The organism is Tamlana crocina (genome assembly GCF_012037625.1).
The window spans coordinates 82174-99708 of record NZ_JAAVJS010000006.1; the positions used below are offsets into that span (position 1 = coordinate 82174).

Here is a 17535-nt window from a genome sequence, read left to right on the forward strand (position 1 = left end):
CTTTAATATATTTGTTTTTTGTGAATAAAAAGAATAAAATGTTCTTATTATTTCTTGTTTTGTACTCACTTTCAGAGTTGTTGGGGCTTTTAACCAGCAATCTGCCTCATGATGAATCCCAAAGCTTATATGATTTTGAATATTACTTCTGCAACTTGTTATACCTACTGTCGTATTTGTGTCTCATTATAAAGATTAGTAAATCAATTAACCCAAACCATGTGATAAGACATTTTAAAATCCATATTGTGGTGCTTATCGCACTTAGTATTTATTTAGTTTATGTTTTGCAGGGTATTATTGGTGATGGTTTGATGTATAAAAGCGATTATTATTTTGAGTTAATTTATAATATTATATTAGTGCTATTGCTCCCAGTATCTTTGCTTAATTACTTATATAGAGACAATAGAAAAGCGCTTTACCTGTTTTTAGGTTCTTTGTTTATTGTGTTCTCAGAAGTAATGGTGGTCGCTCATATTTATGTTAAAGAGATGAGCATATTGAATTTTTTATCAACTACATTCACTTTAATAGCTTTTTATTTCTACTACCAACAATCAAAATTCAAAAATATTGGTAATCAGCACAAACATTTCAAGGTAATTGAAAATTAGTTTTGCTTCATAGTTTATCGATAAGTGGTTTTTTTTATTTCGGTTTTAATCGATAAAATGCTTTTTTGTTCGATTAACCCGGTTTTAATCTGTACATTTGTAGCAACCTACTTATGTTTTGATTATGAAAAGATGGTGTCAGATTCTTTCCGGCAACTTGCTTGTTACACTATTTTTGTTGATGGTGCTAGTAATTGGCAGTACTTATTTTACTAAAAACCTTCTCGTTTTAAGGTTGGTTTTGATTTCTTCCATTCCATTGTTTTTTGGATTTTATTTTTTGAAGAGAAAACAACTGGGGCTGCCCATTATTTCTTTTCTATTGTTTACTTTTTTAGGAAATGCTTTTTTAGTCATTTTTTTTGAAGCTAATTATGTTGGTATTTCAAACATGTTGTATTTGCTGGCCTTAGTGAGTTTGATTTTTAATTTGGTACCTCAATTTAAAATGCAATTGGAAAATAGAAATACATGGCTGGTGGTTTATTTGTTGGCCATGTTTATGATAGGTTTGTGTTTTCTGCTTGAAATTAGCCGTGTATTTAGAGCTCTTGTTTTGAATGATGTTGAGTTTTATGTGTTTGTTTTTCAAGCGCTGAGTTTATTGGTTTTGGGCGTTTTATCTTTTGGTATGTATTTGAATACCCAAAGTCATTCGGCCATTCGTTTTTTGGTGGCTATTTTGTGTTTTGGGTTTGCTTTGGCGGTAAATTACGTATCAACATTTTATTTGTACGATTTCATTTTTGAATTGCTGAGCAGCATATTTTATGTAAGTGGACTTTACTTTATATTCAAATTCCTATGGACTGAAAATAAAATAAAACCCCAGAAACCGATTGAAGATTGCGAAGTGTTTTATTCTGAAATTGTATTCACTTAAACAATAATGGAGGTGCCGTTGGCCGATTTGTTTTTTACGTTGTCAAAATAAAAATCGATTTTCCCAAGGTTGATGCCATAGCAGCCCACTTGGTTCACCAGCATATTTTTTCCGTCTATATTTTTTACCACCGTTGGTTTTGAAAGAAAGGTGTGTGTGTGCCCCCCAATAATAAGGTCAATGTTTCGGGTTGCTTCGGCTAATTTTAAGTCGCTAATTTTGTCGTATTTATAATGATATCCCAAGTGAGATAGGCAAATAATTAAATCGCATTGATTTTCGGTTTTTAAAATACGGGTCATTTCTTGCGATGTTTCGATAGGATCCAGATATTTAGTTTCTTTAAACATCGCAGGATCAACTAAGCCTTCCAATTCAATGCCAAGTCCGAAAACACCAATTTTTATATTTCCTTTTTTGAACACTTTATAGGGTTTGGTGTGTGTGTCCATAATGGTATTCGAAAAATCGTAATTAGCCGAAATAAACTGAAACTTGGCATGTGGCAATTGAGCATACAAACCCTCAATGCCATTGTCGAAATCGTGGTTGCCAATGGTGGCTGCGTCGTATTTTAACTTGCTCATCAATTTAAACTCCAATTCGCCACCGTAGTAATTAAAATACGGGGTGCCTTGAAAGATATCGCCAGCATCGAGTAAAAGCGTGTTGGGGTTGTCTTTCCTAATGCCATCAATTAAACTGGCGCGTCGAGCCACACCGCCTTTGTTGGCGTTTCGGCCATCTTCAGGGCCAAAGGCATCAATATGGCTATGCACATCGTTGGTGTGCAGTATGGTTATTTTCTCTACGCTTTCTAGAGAAGTAAAGGATTGAAGTCCCAAACCGCCAATGGTAGCCAATGCCGTTCCGGCAGTGGCTTGTTGTATAAATGTCCTGCGTTTCATTTCCGTTAATTTTCCTGAATAAATCTATTGTCCCGCAATGGGGCAATCGTGTCTTTTCGTTTAAAATGGTCTATTAATGCGTTCCTTATTTTATAGTTTAAAACATAAACGCTGTCGTTGGGTTTAAAAAAGCTCATGCCATCTCCACCGTTGTATAAATAGTCGTTGGTAGCCACGTAATACGTATGGCCCTCCACAATGTTTTTATTGTTGATTTTAGCTTTAGAAATGTTGAAATCTTGGTCTAAAATAAGTTGTAGTTTCGAAACCGGGTGGGCCCTTTTTGCACGACTTAAATATTCTACTAGTTTATTGGCTTGCTTTCCTTTTAGCGCCACAATAACAATGCTATTTTCAAAAGGCATAAGCTGAAAAGCGGTACGTTTGGTAACCTTGCCTTTTGGTAAAATAGAGCGTATGCCGCCGTGGTTCAATAGCACCATATCAATATCTATCCCCGTCCGTTTATTGAATATGGGGTTGGCTTCTTCGTAAACGGCATCGGCCATAAAATTGCCCAAAGCCGTGTTAAAGTCGCCATCATTTTTGGTGTAAGTATCGGCCGAAAAGGCTAAGACACTATCCAAATCCTTTTCAATGTTATCGCGATAAGGCTTCACAAAGGCTTCAATTTCTGGATTTGAGGTTAACGAATCGGTAATGGCTATTTGTTTGCCTTCAATTTTTATGAGGTGTCGTTTAGATGGTTTGCATCCACAAAAAATTAAAAAATTTAACAAAATAAATAAATGTGTAATCCTCATATGTAAATCAAATAAATGAATGTACTTTTGCTACCTTTACGGAAAGGATAAAGATAAATGTTTTTAAAGGGTTTTAAGGAGAAATCTAACAAAAAGTACTTAAACAAATTGTTATCGGAAAGGCATGCCAATGTTAACGATAGCAAGATTGTAAGTTTAGGAATTATCTTTAACATCGACGAGGTAAATAACTTTGAGCAGTTTAGAAAATTGGCCGATAACATTGATGTTAAGCCGAATAGACTGAAGATTATAGCCTTTTCAGAGAGCGAAAAAGACAACGTAAATACATGGGACGCCTGTTACAATCCAAAGGACTTTGGTTGGAAAGGCACTGTAAAAAATAGCGAGCTTCAAGAATTTTTAAACACCGAATTTGATGCACTGGTAAGCTATTATGAAGATGGAGTTTTGGAATTGAAGTTGATAACGGCCCTATCGAAAGCGAAGTTTAAAATCGGTATTTTGCAGACCGATGAACGTTTAAACGATTTAATAATAAAAAATCCTTTAAAGGAATTCAACTCCTTTAAAAAGGAAGTACATAAGTACCTAACCATTTTAAATAAAATATAAGGAATAATGAGTAGTAAGTTTTTAGGAACGGGAGTGGCATTGGTAACACCTTTTAATACCGATTTGAGTGTAGACCATAGCGCTTTGTCCAATATTGTTAATTTTAATATAGACAATGGCGTGGAGTACCTTGTGGTTTGTGGAACTACAGGCGAAACGGCAACCCTAACTAAAGAAGAAAAGAAAGCAGTTTTACAAACCGTTATAAAAGCCGGCAATGGCCGCGTGCCAATTGTTTTAGGAGTTGGCGGTAACAATACGGCAACAGTTATTGAAGAAATACAATCAACCGATTTTAGTGGTGTCGATGCCATATTATCGGTTACACCATATTACACAAAGCCAACCCAAGAAGGGATTTACCAACATTTTAAAGCGATTTCTGAAGCGTCACCAATCGATATTATTTTGTACAATGTGCCTGGTAGAACCGCTAAAAATATGGAAGCGGAAACCACCGTAAGATTGGCCAAGGATTTTAATAATATTATTGGAGTTAAAGAAGCTGGTAATAGTATTTCGCAGTACTACGAGTTGATTAAAAACAAACCTGAGGATTTTTTAATTATTTCGGGCGATGACGATTTATCCTTAGGTGTCGTTTTGGCCGGTGGAGCAGGGGTGATTTCAGTAATTGGTCAAGGTTTCCCGAAGGAATTTTCAGAAATGATCCGCTTAGGGTTAAAAGGCGAAGCCAAGGAAGCATTTAAGTTACACTTCAAATTGATCGATGTTATTGGCTATATTTTCGAAGAAAACAATCCAGCCGGAATTAAAGGTGTTTTTGAAGCTTTAGGACTTTGTAAAGACGCCGTTAGGTTGCCATTGGTGCCAGCTTCAAATGGATTGAAAGCTAAAATTGCCGATTTTGTAAAACAGTTTTAATTAGCGTTTCAAAATTCAAATTGCAAATTACAGAAAGGAAACTTTGTTGTTAAATATAACTTAAACCTTCCTTTTACAGCCTTTAAGCCATTATTTTAGCGAAGAAATTATATTTTTAAAATCCATAATAATAGCTTAATTTTGCAAGCTGTAATAAAAATAAATGAATAGATTTTTTTACATACTCATGCTAGCTGCCGTTTTAACAGGGTGTAGCGAATACCAAAAGGCCTTAAAGTCTGAAGATATTGCCACCAAGTTTAAAATGGGGGAAGAGCTTTATAACGAAGGCCACTACTCTAAGGCTAATCGATTGTTTGCCCAAATAGTACCAAACTACAGAGGGAAACCGCAGGCCGAAAAATTGATGTACCTATACGCCAATTCATTTTATAAAATGAAGGACTATTACGTGTCGGGATACCAATTTGAACGTTTTGCCACCAGTTACCCCAATAGCGAAAAACTGGAAGAAGCCTCGTTTTTAAGTGCCAAAAGTTACTACATGTTGTCTCCGGTGTATTCGAAGGACCAAACCGAAACCAGGGAGGCCATTGAAAAGCTTCAGGATTTCATAAATGTGTATCCAGATTCCGAATATGTTTCCGAAGCTAGTAAATTGGTTCATGAGTTAGATTTTAAACTGGAGAAAAAGGCATTCGAAATTGCCAAACAATATAACACCATTTCAGATTATCCGGCTTCCGTAAAGTCGTTCAGCAATTTTATTTTTGAATTTCCTGGGTCAAGATTACGCGAAGAGGCTTTGTTTTACAGGCTGGATTCAGCCTATAAATTAGCGATGAACAGTGTAGAAATGAAACGTACTATTCAAGACGGTATCGTGATGTTGAAAAAAAACAGATTGGAAGAGGCTAAAGAATTTTCGGAGGCATTTAAGGAAACTTACAGTACATCCAAACATATAGAACAAGTGAATAAAATGCAGGCAGATATTGCCGAAGAATTAAAGAGTTACAGCGCAAAAAGTTAAATATAACAACAATGGATTTAAAAAAAATCAATGCTCCGGTAAATACGGTAACGTACGACAGAAATCAAATAGATGAGCCTACAGAGAACATCTACGAGTCTATTTCTATCATTGCAAGACGTGCAGAACAGATCAATACAGAAATCAAAAAAGAGCTTATTGATAAACTGGAAGAGTTTGCTACGTACAACGACAGCTTAGAGGAAGTGTTTGAGAACAAAGAGCAAATTGAGGTTTCTAAATTTTACGAAAAGTTACCAAAGCCGCACGCATTAGCCGTACAGGAATGGCTTACCGATAAAATTTATTTTAGAAATACAGAAGAAGATTCTAAATAATTATTTCTAAATTTAATCACCATTTAGCAAACTCCAAAACCGTTTTTAAAAATGGCTTTGGAGTTTGTTTGGTTATTGTTGATAAGGAATTCCTAGACGTTCTGCGTCGGGGTATCAGTTGAAATTGTCATTCCCGTGAAAACGGGAATCTAGGATTTTAGTTTCATGAGCATTTTAAGCGGAAAAAACATACTATTGGGAGTTACCGGTGGCATTGCGGCCTATAAAACAGCTTGGTTGGTTAGGCTGTTTGTAAAATCTGGAGCACATGCAAAGGTGGTAATGACCCCATCTGCTAAAGAGTTTATTACACCGCTCACGCTTTCCACGTTATCAAAGCATCCAGTACATTCGTCTTTTACCAATGAAGAAGATGAAAATGCCGTATGGAACAACCATGTCGATTTGGGTTTGTGGGCAGATTTGTTTATTATCGCTCCGGCTACTGCAAACACGCTTTCAAAGATGGCCAATGGCGTTTGCGATAATTTATTGATGGCAACGTATCTATCGGCTAAATGTCCGGTGTATTTTGCTCCGGCGATGGATTTAGATATGTACAAACATGAAAGTACACGGCATTCCTTGGAAACTTTAAAAAGCTACGGAAACATTATGATTCCTGCCGAAAGTGGCGAACTGGCCAGCGGATTGGTAGGTGAGGGCCGAATGGCAGAACCCGAAACTATCGTTAGTTTTATTGAAAACGATATTTTAAAAAAATTGCCTCTACGCGGAAAAAAGGTGTTGATTACGGCCGGGCCAACATACGAAGCCATCGACCCTGTGCGCTTTATTGGTAACCATTCCAGTGGCAAAATGGGTTTTGAAATTGCCAAAGCGGCTGCCAACCTTGGTACCGAAGTAATTTTGATTTCGGGGCCCACGCACCAAAAAGTTTCGCACAGCTTAATAGAAGTGATTCCAGTAACCAGCGCCCAAGACATGTACGAGGCCGTTCATCAATATTTTGAAAGGGTTGACGTGGCTATCCTTTCTGCAGCTGTGGCCGATTTTACCCCAAAAGAAGTTGCCCAACAGAAAATAAAAAAGAAGGCCGATACGTTAACTTTAGAGTTGACCAAAACCAAGGATATTTTGGCGTCGCTAGGCGAAGTTAAAAAGCAGCAATATTTAGTCGGTTTTGCCCTGGAAACCCATAATGAATTGGAAAACGCAAAAGGAAAACTAAAAAAGAAAAATTTAAACTTAATTGTTTTAAATTCGTTGAACGATAAGGGAGCCGGATTTAAAAGCGATACGAATAAGGTCACGTTTATTGACCATAATGACCAAATTACCGAGTTCGAGTTAAAATCTAAAGCTGAAGTGGCGGCCGATTTAATGAATAAAATTATATCTGAAATTGATGCGTAACATATTGTTTTTATTGATATTTTGTTTTTCCGTAAACGGATTTTCACAAGAATTGAATTGCAATTTAGTCGTGAATGCCGAACAAACGGGCAACGAAAACTTCCCCATTTTTAAAACTTTAGAGAAAGAACTCACAGAGTTTGTAAACAACCGAAAGTGGACCAATAAAACCTTTAAACCACAAGAGCGCATCAATTGCAGCATGGTTATTAACATCAGCAATTACAGTGGCGAAACCTTTCAAGGCACACTTCAAGTGCAATCATCGCGTCCGGTTTACGGTTCGTCGTTCAGTACGCCGGTCTATAATTTCAACGACAAGGATTTTACATTTCGGTATTTAGAATATCAGAATTTAATTTATAATCCGTCGCAATTCGAGTCGAATTTAGTATCGGTTTTAGCCTATCATATTTATATGATTTTAGCTTTAGATGCCGATACCTTCGAGCAGAACGGTGGCGACGAATATTACAAGCAAGCACAAATTATCACCAACTATTCGCAACAGGGCAATTTTAAAGGGTGGAAAGTAGAGGACGGGCTACAAAGCCGTTTCGCTTTAATCGATAACGTATTGTCGCCTACTTTTAAAGAATATCGCGATGTGCTGTACACTTATCACCGTAAAGGTTTAGATGTAATGAGCGATAACGTTAAACAAGGAAAGGACGAAATCGCATCGTCGTTGCTAAGTTTCCAGGCCATGAACAGCCGTCGCCCAAATTCCTTTTTGTTGCGAACCTTTTTCGATGCCAAGGCCGATGAAATTGAGCAGATTTTTACCGATGGCCCCAACGTAAATATTGCAAAAGTTAAAGAAACGCTTCAAAAAGTAGCGCCAATGCATAACAGCAAATGGCAAAATATCAAATTTTGAGATCGAGACTGTGAAGTAAGACTGCTAACGTAGTACTGAAAACTGAATACTAAAATATGCTAACCGCTTTATCCATAAAAAATTACGCACTAATCGATAATTTACAAATCGATTTTAACGACGGGTTTTCAATTATAACCGGGGAAACCGGCGCAGGAAAATCTATTTTGTTAGGTGGTTTGTCCTTAATTTTAGGGAAACGTGCCGATTTGAGTAGTTTGAAGAATGCCTCAGAAAAGTGTATCATCGAGGCTGTTTTTAATATTTCAAATTACCATTTAAAAACGCTTTTTAAGGAGCAGGATTTCGATTACGACGAACAAACCATAATACGTCGCGAAATTTTACCTTCCGGAAAGTCGAGAGCTTTCGTTAACGATTCGCCCGTAAATTTAAGCAGTCTTCAACTTTTGGGAGAACGCTTAATCGACATCCATTCGCAACACCAAACCTTGGAATTGACGAGTAACGAATTCCAATTTCAGGTTATTGATGCTTTGGCGAAAAACGAAAAAAAATTAAGCGAGTACAAAGAAACTTTTAAAGATTATAAAAATCTAAAAAAGGAACTTGACGAATTGGTAGCCTCGAAAGCAGAAGCTATAAAAGAGCACGATTATAATGTGTTTTTGCTCAACGAATTGGTAGAAGCCCAATTGGTTGATGGCGAATTGGAGCAGTTGGAAGAGGAGTACGAAACCTTAAATAACATTGAAGGCATCAAGGAAAAATTGGGAGAAGCCTATCAGTTGTTGAGTGATGAGGAAATAGGGGTGCTGTCTTCGTTAACCACTTTAAAAAATGCTTTCCAAAAGCTATCTGGGTTCTCTTCAAAATATGAAGACCTGTACAACCGAGCTAACAGTAGTTTAATTGAAATGGACGACTTGTTTGGCGAAGTCAATAATCTTCAGGAAGAGTTGGATGCCGATCCACAACGTTTGGAAGTCGTGGATGCGAAGTTGAAAACGCTCCACAATTTAATGCAGAAGCATGCTGCTGCCGATGTGTCGGAATTGATTGCGATTAAAAACGACTTGGAAGATAAAGTATCGGTTACCGAAAATCTCGATGGCAACATCCAGAAAAAAGAAGCAGAAATAGCGGCAAAAGCCAATGAGTTAAACACTATTGCAGATGCTTTACATAAAAAACGTACCGAGGTTATTCCGTCGTTAAAAAAGCAGTTGGAAACCATTTTGGCAAGTTTGGGGATGCCCAACGCCCAATTTAAAATTGAAACTGTTTTAGGCAACACGTTTTTAGCCAATGGAAAGGACGAATTGTCCTTTTTGTTCTCGGCCAATAAAGGCGGTCATTTCAACGAGCTTAAAAAAGCGGCTTCGGGTGGTGAATTATCACGTATTATGCTGGCTATAAAATCGGTTTTAGCGAAATACATCCAGCTGCCCACTATCATGTTCGATGAAATTGATACGGGGGTTTCTGGCGAGATTTCCAATAAAATGGGAGATATTATGCTCGAAATGAGTAAAACCATGCAGGTGTTCTCCATTACCCATTTACCGCAAATTGCCGCTAAAGGGCATTCGCATTTTAAAGTGTTTAAAGAAGATGTAAACGAAGTAACCCAGACTAATTTAATAAAGTTGAACCACGACGAACGCATTGTGGAAATAGCACAAATGCTGGGCGGAAAAGAGATGTCGTCTTCGGCCATTGCACATGCTAAAGAACTGTTGAATTAGACAGGAATTGCACGAATTCTCACCAATTTTTTTGATTACCCGTTTTTAGTCGTAACATCTTGTTTGCCTTAAAAAAATGTCACGCTGAGCGGAGTCGAAGCGTTGTTTCAGCATTTATAAACAACATTTTATGATGGGGGGCTGAAACAATCTCGATAGTTTTCAGTACAGCGTGGCGAACAATTTTAAATATAATGGCAAACATTCAAATTAACTTTTCGTGTAAATTAGGGAAATTCGTGTCCAAAAAAATAAAGCACTTCATTAACAGGTTGCAAAAACATAAAATTAAATACTATCTTTACCCTCTCATAAAATAAAGACTAATCAACGTATAAAACACGATATATGTATAATTTACTAAAAGGAAAAAAGGGAATTATTTTCGGAGCTTTAGATTCAAATTCCATAGCTTGGAAAACAGCCGAGCGCGTACATGAAGAAGGCGGTGAGTTTGTATTGACCAACGCTCCAGTGGCGATGCGCATGGGACAAATTAACGAATTGGCCGAAAAAACAGGTTCGCAAATTATTCCTGCCGATGCCACTTCCGTGGAAGATTTAGAAAACTTGATTGAAAAATCAATGGAAATTTTAGGTGGTAAAATCGATTTTGTTTTACACTCTATCGGGATGTCTATCAACGTTAGAAAAGGAAAACACTACACCGACCAAAATTACGATTGGACGCAAAAAGGTACCGATGTTTCGGCAATGTCGTTCCATAAGTTGATGCAGACTTTGTACAAAAAAGATGCAATGAATGAGTGGGGAAGTATTGTAGCCCTAACTTACATGGCCGCCCAACGTGTGTTCCCAGATTATAACGATATGGCCGATAATAAAGCGTATTTGGAAAGTATTGCCCGTAGTTTTGGATATTTCTTCGGAAGAGACAAAAAAGTACGTGTTAATACCATTTCGCAATCGCCAACCCCAACAACAGCGGGTAGCGGTGTAAAAGGCTTTGATGGCTTTATTGCTTACGCCGATAAAATGTCGCCACTGGGCAACGCCACAGCTATGGATTGCGCCAATTATACGGTATCATTATTTAGTGATTTAACCAAGCGTGTAACCCTGCAAAACCTTTATAACGACGGTGGTTTCAGTAACATGGGTGTTAGTGATGCCGTAATGAGCACCTTTATGGGCGAGGAGGAATAATTCAATTTGAACGTTATAGAAAAAGCCACCTTTTTAGGGTGGCTTTTTTTGTTACATTTGTGCTATGCAATTACAATTTTCATTCATAATACCGGTATACAATCGCCCTGACGAAATCCAAGAGCTGTTGCAAAGTTTTGAAGCTTTAGAGGACAGTACGGGTTACGAAATTGTTATTGTAGAGGATGGTTCTGAAAAGTCTTCAAAATCCGTAGTTGATAGGTTTTCCGAAACACTGAATATTTCCTATTTCTTTAAGGAAAACTCGGGGCCGGGCGATTCCAGAAATTTTGGTATGAAGCATGCCAAAGGCAATTATTTTATCATTTTGGATTCCGATTGCATTTTGCCCAAGCAGTATTTAAACGAAGTCAAAAAAAGCCTGCAAACCGATTACGTGGATTGCTTTGGCGGACCAGATGCGGCGCACCCGTCCTTTACCAATTTGCAAAAGGCCATCAATTTTTCAATGACCTCGTTTATTACAACAGGTGGTATTCGCGGTAGGAAAAATAGTGTGGATAAATTCCAACCGAGAAGTTTCAATATGGGACTCTCCAAAAAGGCATTCGAAGCTTCAAACGGGTTTGGGCGCATCCACCCGGGTGAAGACCCCGATCTTTCCATTAGGCTTTGGAATTTAGGTTTTAAAACCAAACTGATTCCCGAGGCTTTTGTGTACCATAAACGCCGAATTTCTTGGAGCACCTTTTACAAACAGGTACATAAATTTGGGCTGGTGCGGCCGATTTTGAACAGTTGGCATCCGTCCACAAAAAAGCTGACGTATTGGTTTCCGTTGCTATTTAGTTTGGGACTATTGGTTTCGGTTTTGTTTCTCGCATTTCAAATCGACTGGTTATTTAAATTGTACCTATTATATTTTGTTTTGGCATTTATTTTGGCCTTATTAAGTGCGAGTAACCTAGTGGTCGCCATATTGTCTGTGGCTGCTATTTTGGTGCAGTTTTTGGGGTATGGTTACGGATTTTTAAAATCCACTTGGGCGGTTTCAGTGTTAAAAAAGGATCCTGAAACCCGTTTTCCTAAATTATTCTTTAAACAGAAATGATAAAAAAAATAAAAAGCAACATAGTCTCTTCCATAAAGAACAAACGCATCAATGTATTTTTGCTGTTCTTCCTGTTTGCTTTTATTATTTTAATATTTTCCAAGCTTTCAAAATCATACACCAAAACGCTCGCGTTGGGTATTGAAAAAGTAAATGTGCCACAGGAGTACATTATTTTAAACGATTCTTCAAAAATCAATATCACCCTAAAAACCCATGGTTTCAGATGGCTGAAGTATGCATTTTCACGTCCTAAAATCCAAATAGACTTTAGCCAAGATGTGTATAAAAAAGGAGCGGTTTTCGAGTGGAGTAAAAGCAAGGCGTTTTTAAATAACACACAGTTTGATAAACAGGTAGAGTTGTTGAGCATGAGCCCCGACACTTTAAGGTTCCGTTACGGGGTAAATTTGATAAAAAAAGTGCCCGTAAAAATCAATGCTGATATTAGCTATAATTTGGGCTATGATATTTCGGGTGAAATGCAAGCAGAGCCCGATTCGGTAACGGTAGTGGGGCCCAATATTGTAGTTTCAAAAATTGAGGCTTTGGAAACCGAAAAGTTGAGTTTAACCGATGTACGTTCAAACGTAAACCAAAAGGTAAAATTAAAATTACCGGATCCAGGCGATTTACAGTTTTCAGAGAAACAAGTCATCTTAAAAGCGCAGGTTGAAAAGTTTACCGAAGGCACTTTAAAAGTACCCGTAACCATAGCGAATGTTCCGGCGGGAGTGGTATTAAAGTATTTTCCGAAAACAGTTAGCGTGTCGTACTATGTGAGCTTAAGTAAGTTTGCTTCGGTTACCGAAAAGGATTTTAAAGTGCTTTGCGACTATGCTAAAGCTACCGAGAATCAGTCATTTTTAATACCGGAATTAACGGTTTGGCCAGAAGCGGTTAAGAGCGCCAAGGTGAATCAGCAACATGTAGAATTCATAATTACAAAATAATGATAGTAGGGCTTACAGGAGGTATTGGCAGCGGAAAAACAACGGTAGCAAAAGAGTTCGAAAAATTGGGAATTCCCGTATATATTGCTGATGAGGAAGCAAAAAAACTCATGAATCGCTCACCGGTTATCCAGCGCGAACTCACCCATTTGTTTGGTAAGGATGCTTATGTTGACGGCGAACTCAATCGGCCATTTATCGCTAATATTATTTTTAACGATAAGTCCTTTTTAGAAAAAATGAACGCCATTGTGCATCCGCGTGTGGCCAAGCATTTCAACAAATGGATTTTTAAACAGAACGCACCTTACGTGATTAAGGAAGTGGCTATTCTATTTGAAAATGGTGGTGACCAAGCCTGCGATCTTATCATCACAGTGGTGGCTCCAAAAGCGGTGCGAATTAAACGTTTGCTTCAACGCGACAACACGTCAAAGGAAAAAATTGAAGCCATAATGAAAAACCAGTGGAGCGACGAAGAAAAAGCCAAACGTTCGCACTTTGTTATCAATAATGTTAATTTAAGCGATACCAAAGCCCAGGTTTTGCAAATTCACCAAGAAATTCTTAAAAAATCTTAAATTTTAACATTTTTGTTAACGTTAGGTTAAAAGCCCTATTTGCTAAATGTTAAAATGTTAATTTTGAACGATGAGCAAAAAATTATTTGTCCTGTTGATAATACTTATGAGCCTCTCGCTTATTGGTATTATTTCCATTCAAGCTTATTATATCAACGATTCGGTACAAAACGAAAAAGAGCGTTTTAAGTCGAATGTGGTTACGGTACTCAACAACGTATCGAACACCATCGAAGAGAACGAATTCGAGAAGTACTTTTCAGAATATTTAAGCTTGGATAAGGAAAAGAAGGCGGATGAAGATGCCGTTTCGCAGCTATTAATTTACCGAAAAAACAACAGCACCAAAGAAACACTCATCTATAGAAGTAACGTTTTAGAAGAGAACTATAAACTGTCTTCGTCGCTCTTTGACATTGGTTTAGATAGCCTCGACATCACTAACATTATTGGCAATTCCAGTACCGAAATTTATAAGGATTTGGAATCGACCGATAGGGATTTAAAGAGTCCCATTTCAAAAATTATCAGAAGTGGAACTATTGATGAAGCCCAAAAACTCACCTTTAAAAAGAACTTTAAGGAAGTGTTTAAAAGAAAGCCTGTACACAAACGGGTTTCAGAAAGTGAAGTTCGGGCATTGCTTTCCGAAAGGTTAAAAAAATACGGTATTAACATCGATTTCGAATTTGCCATTTACGGTAACGATTTGGCTACCAAAGTAAGAAGCGAAAATTTTGAATACGAAGCCAATTCCACCTTTGGTGTACCTATATTTTACGATGAAAACAACCGTAGTCTTTACCGATTGCTGTTGAATTTCCCAGATGACAGAAAGTTCATTTTATCCACCGTAATTGGCATGGTATTATTGTCGGTGGTGTTTACATCGGTAATTATTTTGGCTTACGGAAGCGCCCTGATGCAGTTGGTGAAACAGCGAAAAATTTCGGAAATAAAAACCGATTTTATCAATAACATGACGCACGAGTTTAAAACGCCAATTGCGACCATCAATTTGGCTTTGGATGCCATCCGAAACCCAAAAGTCATTGAAGATAAAGACAAAGTGATGCGCTACCTTTCCATGATTAAGGAGGAAAATAAGCGTATGCATGCCCAGGTTGAAAATGTGTTGCGCATATCTAAACTAGAAAAAAACGAACTGAACATTAGTAAAGACCGTGTAGATTTACACGATTTGGTTGAAGATGCCTTAACCCACGTAGAACTTATTGTTGAAGACCGCCAAGGCTACATAAAAACATTTTTGGATGCCGAGCAGTCTTCGGTCTTGGCCAACGAAACCCACTTTACCAATGTGATAGTAAACATGCTGGACAATGCCATTAAGTATTCTCCAGACGCCCCAAAAATAGAGGTCTATACCGAAAATGTTGGAAACAATATTCTGTTAAAGGTAAAAGACCACGGTAGCGGTATGAGCAAAGCGGCTGCCAAACGGGTGTTCGAAAAATTTTATAGAGAGCACACCGGAAACATCCACAACGTAAAAGGCCACGGCTTAGGTTTGGCCTATGTTAAACGGATTGTTGAGGACCATCAAGGTCACGTATCAGTAGAAAGTGAAAAAGACAAAGGAAGCACCTTTATAATCAAGCTTCCGTTAATATCGTAAACTATGGAAGAGCTTAAAAAAAGAATATTATTAGTTGAGGACGACCCCAATTTCGGAACCGTACTTAAAGATTATTTAATGATGAACGATTACGAAGTTACCCATGCCAAAAACGGAATGGAAGGCTTTGAAAAGTTTAAAAAAGACGATTTCGATTTGTGCATTCTCGATGTGATGATGCCTTACAAAGATGGCTTTACCCTGGCCAAGGAAATTCGTGAAAAAAACAGCGATGTACCCATCATATTTTTAACCGCCAAAACCATGAAGGAAGACGTGTTAAAAGGCTATAAAGTGGGGGCGGACGATTATTTAAATAAACCATTTGACAGCGAAGTGCTGCTCATGAAAATAAAGGCCATTATTCAACGTAAGGCCACTGAAACCATCTCAGATAGTAAGCAGTTCGAGTTTAAAATTGGAAAGTTCGATTTAAATTCCAAACTACGATTCTTACGTTTTAACGGCGGCGAGCCCGTGAAATTATCGCCAAAGGAAAACGAATTGTTGCGGTTGTTGGCATTGCACGAAAACGACTTAATGCCCCGCGAATTGGCACTCACCAAAATATGGCGCGACGATAACTATTTTACCTCGCGTAGTATGGACGTGTACATTGCCAAATTGCGTAAATACCTAAAACCAGACCCCAAAGTGGAAATCTTGAACATTCACGGAGAAGGTTTTAGATTAGTAGTTAACGAATAAAACCTATTATTTTGAATATTGAAAAATCCAGCTTTAAGGCTGGATTTTTTTATGGGTTTTACTATTATTAAAGGCGCTCATTTTAAACGAGCGCTAGCTTGGGAATTAAGCTTAGTTAGAATAGACCAAGCAATTATTTATTGCTTTGTTATAGATGGTTTTTAATTTTTTGATACTTTTTTTATTTTATCATTGAGTTCCTTAATATGTTTGGATTTAATATTATATGAAAGGCCGGATATATAGTTTCTATAAACTATATCACCAGTTTTAGCATTTACTACTTGTAAAAATCGTTCAGTATTCATTCTAACATATCTCAAATAATAAAGTTCTTCATTCTTCATTATTTTATTATTTAACTCTTCATCAGAAATGATTTCGTATTTGTAATCATATTTTGCAAAAATGTCTTCAATGTTCTTGTCATTTTTCTCTTTGTCTCCCCTGGTCCATCCATTGTATTTGATAGTCATGTATGAAGGTACATATAGTTTGTGTGAAGCCAACTTTTTCAATTCTGGTAAGAAATCATTTTCGTCCATCCAATATAATTCTCCTTTTAAAAGTAAGTTGTTGATTTTTTGTAAATAATTTTTTAAAAAACCAGGTTTGTAGTTCAGAAAGACATTTTTAGAATACATTGCACCTATAACTGAGTTCATATATTCTGGTGTATCCAAAATTCCGATTTTGGTAGTAAATGCATCAAAAGCCTTGTTGGAAGGTTCTGCGATATGAATAAAATCATCCTTTTGATACAGGTAAAAACCTGCTATTATTGAAAAGTTTTGAGCTAAAATTTTTTCTTTTCTCTTTGTCCATTTTTCTGAAGATAATTTATTCTTTTCTTCGAAAATAGATTTAGAGTCGTATAGTTTAAAATCAACATAAGTAAATAATTTGGAGGTTGTTCCACCATATTTCATGTCTTTTACAACTACTGTTCCTGAAATTTCTGCAATTGAGTACTTATCATTTAAATAATCCTCTAAATTAAAATCTTCAAATTTTACTACTTTATATGGAGTGATATTCCATGAGTTATCAATTATTTGCTCGTAGACTTCTTTTTCATAAATATTTGATAGTACAAATATTGTTTCTGTATTTTTAAATCTTTCTAATGCACCACCTTTTTCAAATTTACTTGATTTCCCAATATGCCTTGTGCCAACAAAAATTTGAGAATGATTTTGAATAGAGATTAATAGAAATAAAAGTAGAATTTTTAGTTTCATGTTTGTTCGATAAATAATTTACAACTTTAATGATATGCGTCGTTTTAACACTGAAACAAGTTCAGCACAAAAAAACGAATATAGTCGAAATTATTTACAAAACAAACTATTAAAACTTCCCAAAATCATCAATAGCAAAAGCAGCGTTAAATGAGTTTTCGTCAATAGTTTGGTTTTCCGAAGAATCATAATCCACCAACAATTTCCATTCGCCTTGTTCCTTTCTTAAAATCACATGGAATT

Annotated in this window: 19 protein-coding genes; 15 read left to right on the plus strand and 4 right to left on the minus strand. The window is 36.9% G+C overall.

Annotated elements, in window-relative coordinates; all coding sequences use genetic code 11:
* The first annotated feature begins 38 nt into the window (after positions 1-38).
* Together HC176_RS05720 and HC176_RS05725 are read left to right on the plus strand one after the other, a co-directional pair.
* On the plus strand, positions 39-617 hold the full coding sequence (locus tag HC176_RS05720; protein WP_167917228.1) for a hypothetical protein: 579 nt from the start codon (positions 39-41) through the stop codon (positions 615-617).
* A gap of 280 nt (positions 618-897) precedes the next feature.
* Entirely contained in the window at positions 898-1500 is a 603-nt protein-coding gene (locus tag HC176_RS05725) for a hypothetical protein (RefSeq protein ID WP_167917229.1), read from the plus strand.
* Here the strand turns inward: HC176_RS05725 and HC176_RS05730 are convergent.
* Positions 1497-2408, minus strand: coding sequence for a bifunctional metallophosphatase/5'-nucleotidase (locus tag HC176_RS05730; RefSeq protein ID WP_167917230.1), 912 nt, complete (start codon positions 2406-2408; stop codon positions 1497-1499). The two genes, HC176_RS05725 and HC176_RS05730, sit on opposite strands and share 4 nt — an antisense overlap.
* A 5-nt stretch (positions 2409-2413) precedes the next feature.
* Entirely contained in the window at positions 2414-3148 is a 735-nt protein-coding gene (locus tag HC176_RS05735) for a 5'-nucleotidase C-terminal domain-containing protein (protein ID WP_245234843.1), read from the minus strand.
* An 81-nt stretch (positions 3149-3229) separates the two neighbouring features.
* Here HC176_RS05735 and HC176_RS05740 point away from each other — a divergent pair, with 81 nt between their 5' ends.
* The 13 genes from HC176_RS05740 (at position 3230) to HC176_RS05800 (ending at position 16051) form a co-directional block, all read left to right on the plus strand.
* Positions 3230-3748 carry a DUF6913 domain-containing protein gene (locus tag HC176_RS05740; RefSeq protein ID WP_167917232.1) on the plus strand — a complete coding sequence of 173 codons (519 nt, stop codon included), beginning with the start codon at positions 3230-3232 and terminating at the stop codon, positions 3746-3748.
* Positions 3749-3754: 6 nt separating this feature from the next.
* On the plus strand, positions 3755-4633 hold the full coding sequence (gene dapA / locus HC176_RS05745; protein ID WP_167917233.1) for a 4-hydroxy-tetrahydrodipicolinate synthase: 879 nt from the start codon (positions 3755-3757) through the stop codon (positions 4631-4633).
* Between the two features lie 163 nt (positions 4634-4796).
* A complete protein-coding gene (locus tag HC176_RS05750) occupies positions 4797-5627 on the plus strand; it encodes an outer membrane protein assembly factor BamD (RefSeq protein WP_167917234.1) in 831 nt (276 codons plus the stop codon).
* 11 nt (positions 5628-5638) lie between these two features.
* On the plus strand, positions 5639-5965 hold the full coding sequence (locus HC176_RS05755; RefSeq protein WP_167917235.1) for a DNA-directed RNA polymerase subunit omega: 327 nt from the start codon (positions 5639-5641) through the stop codon (positions 5963-5965).
* A 165-nt stretch (positions 5966-6130) separates the two neighbouring features.
* Positions 6131-7342 (plus strand): bifunctional phosphopantothenoylcysteine decarboxylase/phosphopantothenate--cysteine ligase CoaBC, encoded by a 1212-nt coding sequence (coaBC, locus tag HC176_RS05760; RefSeq protein ID WP_167917236.1) that lies wholly within the window; start codon positions 6131-6133, stop codon positions 7340-7342.
* Complete coding sequence (gene porD / locus HC176_RS05765; protein ID WP_167917237.1) at positions 7335-8222, plus strand: type IX secretion system protein PorD; 888 nt, start codon at positions 7335-7337, stop codon at positions 8220-8222. Before coaBC ends, porD begins: the two co-directional genes overlap by 8 nt.
* 56 nt (positions 8223-8278) lie before the next feature.
* Positions 8279-9931: a DNA repair protein RecN gene (gene recN, locus HC176_RS05770; RefSeq protein ID WP_167917238.1), complete on the plus strand. Its 1653-nt coding sequence runs from the start codon at positions 8279-8281 to the stop codon at positions 9929-9931.
* A gap of 348 nt (positions 9932-10279) precedes the next feature.
* Entirely contained in the window at positions 10280-11098 is an 819-nt protein-coding gene (locus HC176_RS05775) for an enoyl-ACP reductase FabI (RefSeq protein ID WP_167917239.1), read from the plus strand.
* A 64-nt stretch (positions 11099-11162) separates the two neighbouring features.
* Complete coding sequence (locus tag HC176_RS05780; RefSeq protein ID WP_167917240.1) at positions 11163-12170, plus strand: glycosyltransferase family 2 protein; 1008 nt, start codon at positions 11163-11165, stop codon at positions 12168-12170.
* Positions 12167-13123 carry a CdaR family protein gene (locus HC176_RS05785; RefSeq protein ID WP_209309671.1) on the plus strand — a complete coding sequence of 319 codons (957 nt, stop codon included), beginning with the start codon at positions 12167-12169 and terminating at the stop codon, positions 13121-13123. Before HC176_RS05780 ends, HC176_RS05785 begins: the two co-directional genes overlap by 4 nt.
* Entirely contained in the window at positions 13120-13704 is a 585-nt protein-coding gene (gene coaE / locus HC176_RS05790; RefSeq protein WP_167917311.1) for a dephospho-CoA kinase, read from the plus strand. Before HC176_RS05785 ends, coaE begins: the two co-directional genes overlap by 4 nt.
* Before the next feature lie 70 nt (positions 13705-13774).
* Positions 13775-15343, plus strand: a complete 1569-nt coding sequence (locus tag HC176_RS05795) for a sensor histidine kinase (RefSeq protein WP_245234844.1) — start codon at positions 13775-13777, stop codon at positions 15341-15343.
* A 3-nt stretch (positions 15344-15346) separates the two neighbouring features.
* Complete coding sequence (locus HC176_RS05800) at positions 15347-16051, plus strand: response regulator transcription factor (RefSeq protein WP_167917241.1); 705 nt, start codon at positions 15347-15349, stop codon at positions 16049-16051.
* 161 nt (positions 16052-16212) lie between these two features.
* Here HC176_RS05800 and HC176_RS05805 read toward each other — a convergent pair whose 3' ends face one another.
* Both HC176_RS05805 and HC176_RS20265 read right to left on the minus strand, forming a co-directional pair.
* Positions 16213-17292 carry a hypothetical protein gene (locus HC176_RS05805; RefSeq protein ID WP_167917242.1) on the minus strand — a complete coding sequence of 360 codons (1080 nt, stop codon included), beginning with the start codon at positions 17290-17292 and terminating at the stop codon, positions 16213-16215.
* Positions 17293-17401: 109 nt separating this feature from the next.
* On the minus strand, positions 17402-17527 hold the full coding sequence (locus HC176_RS20265) for a hypothetical protein (protein WP_280818679.1): 126 nt from the start codon (positions 17525-17527) through the stop codon (positions 17402-17404).
* Between the last annotated feature and the right edge of the window lie 8 nt (positions 17528-17535).

What these genes read in the sequence shown, in the direction of transcription:
- porD (WP_167917237.1), top strand. Translation starts at nt 7,335, where the DNA reads ATGCGTAACATATTGTTTTTATTGATATTTTGTTTTTCCGTAAACGGA.
- HC176_RS05800 (WP_167917241.1), top strand. Translation starts at nt 15,347, where the DNA reads ATGGAAGAGCTTAAAAAAAGAATATTATTAGTTGAGGACGACCCCAAT.
- HC176_RS05780 (WP_167917240.1), top strand. Translation starts at nt 11,163, where the DNA reads ATGCAATTACAATTTTCATTCATAATACCGGTATACAATCGCCCTGAC.
- HC176_RS05775 (WP_167917239.1), top strand. Translation starts at nt 10,280, where the DNA reads ATGTATAATTTACTAAAAGGAAAAAAGGGAATTATTTTCGGAGCTTTA.
- HC176_RS05805 (WP_167917242.1), bottom strand. Translation starts at nt 17,292, where the DNA reads ATGAAACTAAAAATTCTACTTTTATTTCTATTAATCTCTATTCAAAAT.
- HC176_RS05750 (WP_167917234.1), top strand. Translation starts at nt 4,797, where the DNA reads ATGAATAGATTTTTTTACATACTCATGCTAGCTGCCGTTTTAACAGGG.
- HC176_RS05795 (WP_245234844.1), top strand. Translation starts at nt 13,775, where the DNA reads ATGAGCAAAAAATTATTTGTCCTGTTGATAATACTTATGAGCCTCTCG.
- recN (WP_167917238.1), top strand. Translation starts at nt 8,279, where the DNA reads ATGCTAACCGCTTTATCCATAAAAAATTACGCACTAATCGATAATTTA.
- HC176_RS05720 (WP_167917228.1), top strand. Translation starts at nt 39, where the DNA reads ATGTTCTTATTATTTCTTGTTTTGTACTCACTTTCAGAGTTGTTGGGG.
- dapA (WP_167917233.1), top strand. Translation starts at nt 3,755, where the DNA reads ATGAGTAGTAAGTTTTTAGGAACGGGAGTGGCATTGGTAACACCTTTT.
- coaBC (WP_167917236.1), top strand. Translation starts at nt 6,131, where the DNA reads ATGAGCATTTTAAGCGGAAAAAACATACTATTGGGAGTTACCGGTGGC.
- HC176_RS05755 (WP_167917235.1), top strand. Translation starts at nt 5,639, where the DNA reads ATGGATTTAAAAAAAATCAATGCTCCGGTAAATACGGTAACGTACGAC.
- HC176_RS05785 (WP_209309671.1), top strand. Translation starts at nt 12,167, where the DNA reads ATGATAAAAAAAATAAAAAGCAACATAGTCTCTTCCATAAAGAACAAA.
- HC176_RS05740 (WP_167917232.1), top strand. Translation starts at nt 3,230, where the DNA reads ATGTTTTTAAAGGGTTTTAAGGAGAAATCTAACAAAAAGTACTTAAAC.
- HC176_RS05730 (WP_167917230.1), bottom strand. Translation starts at nt 2,408, where the DNA reads ATGAAACGCAGGACATTTATACAACAAGCCACTGCCGGAACGGCATTG.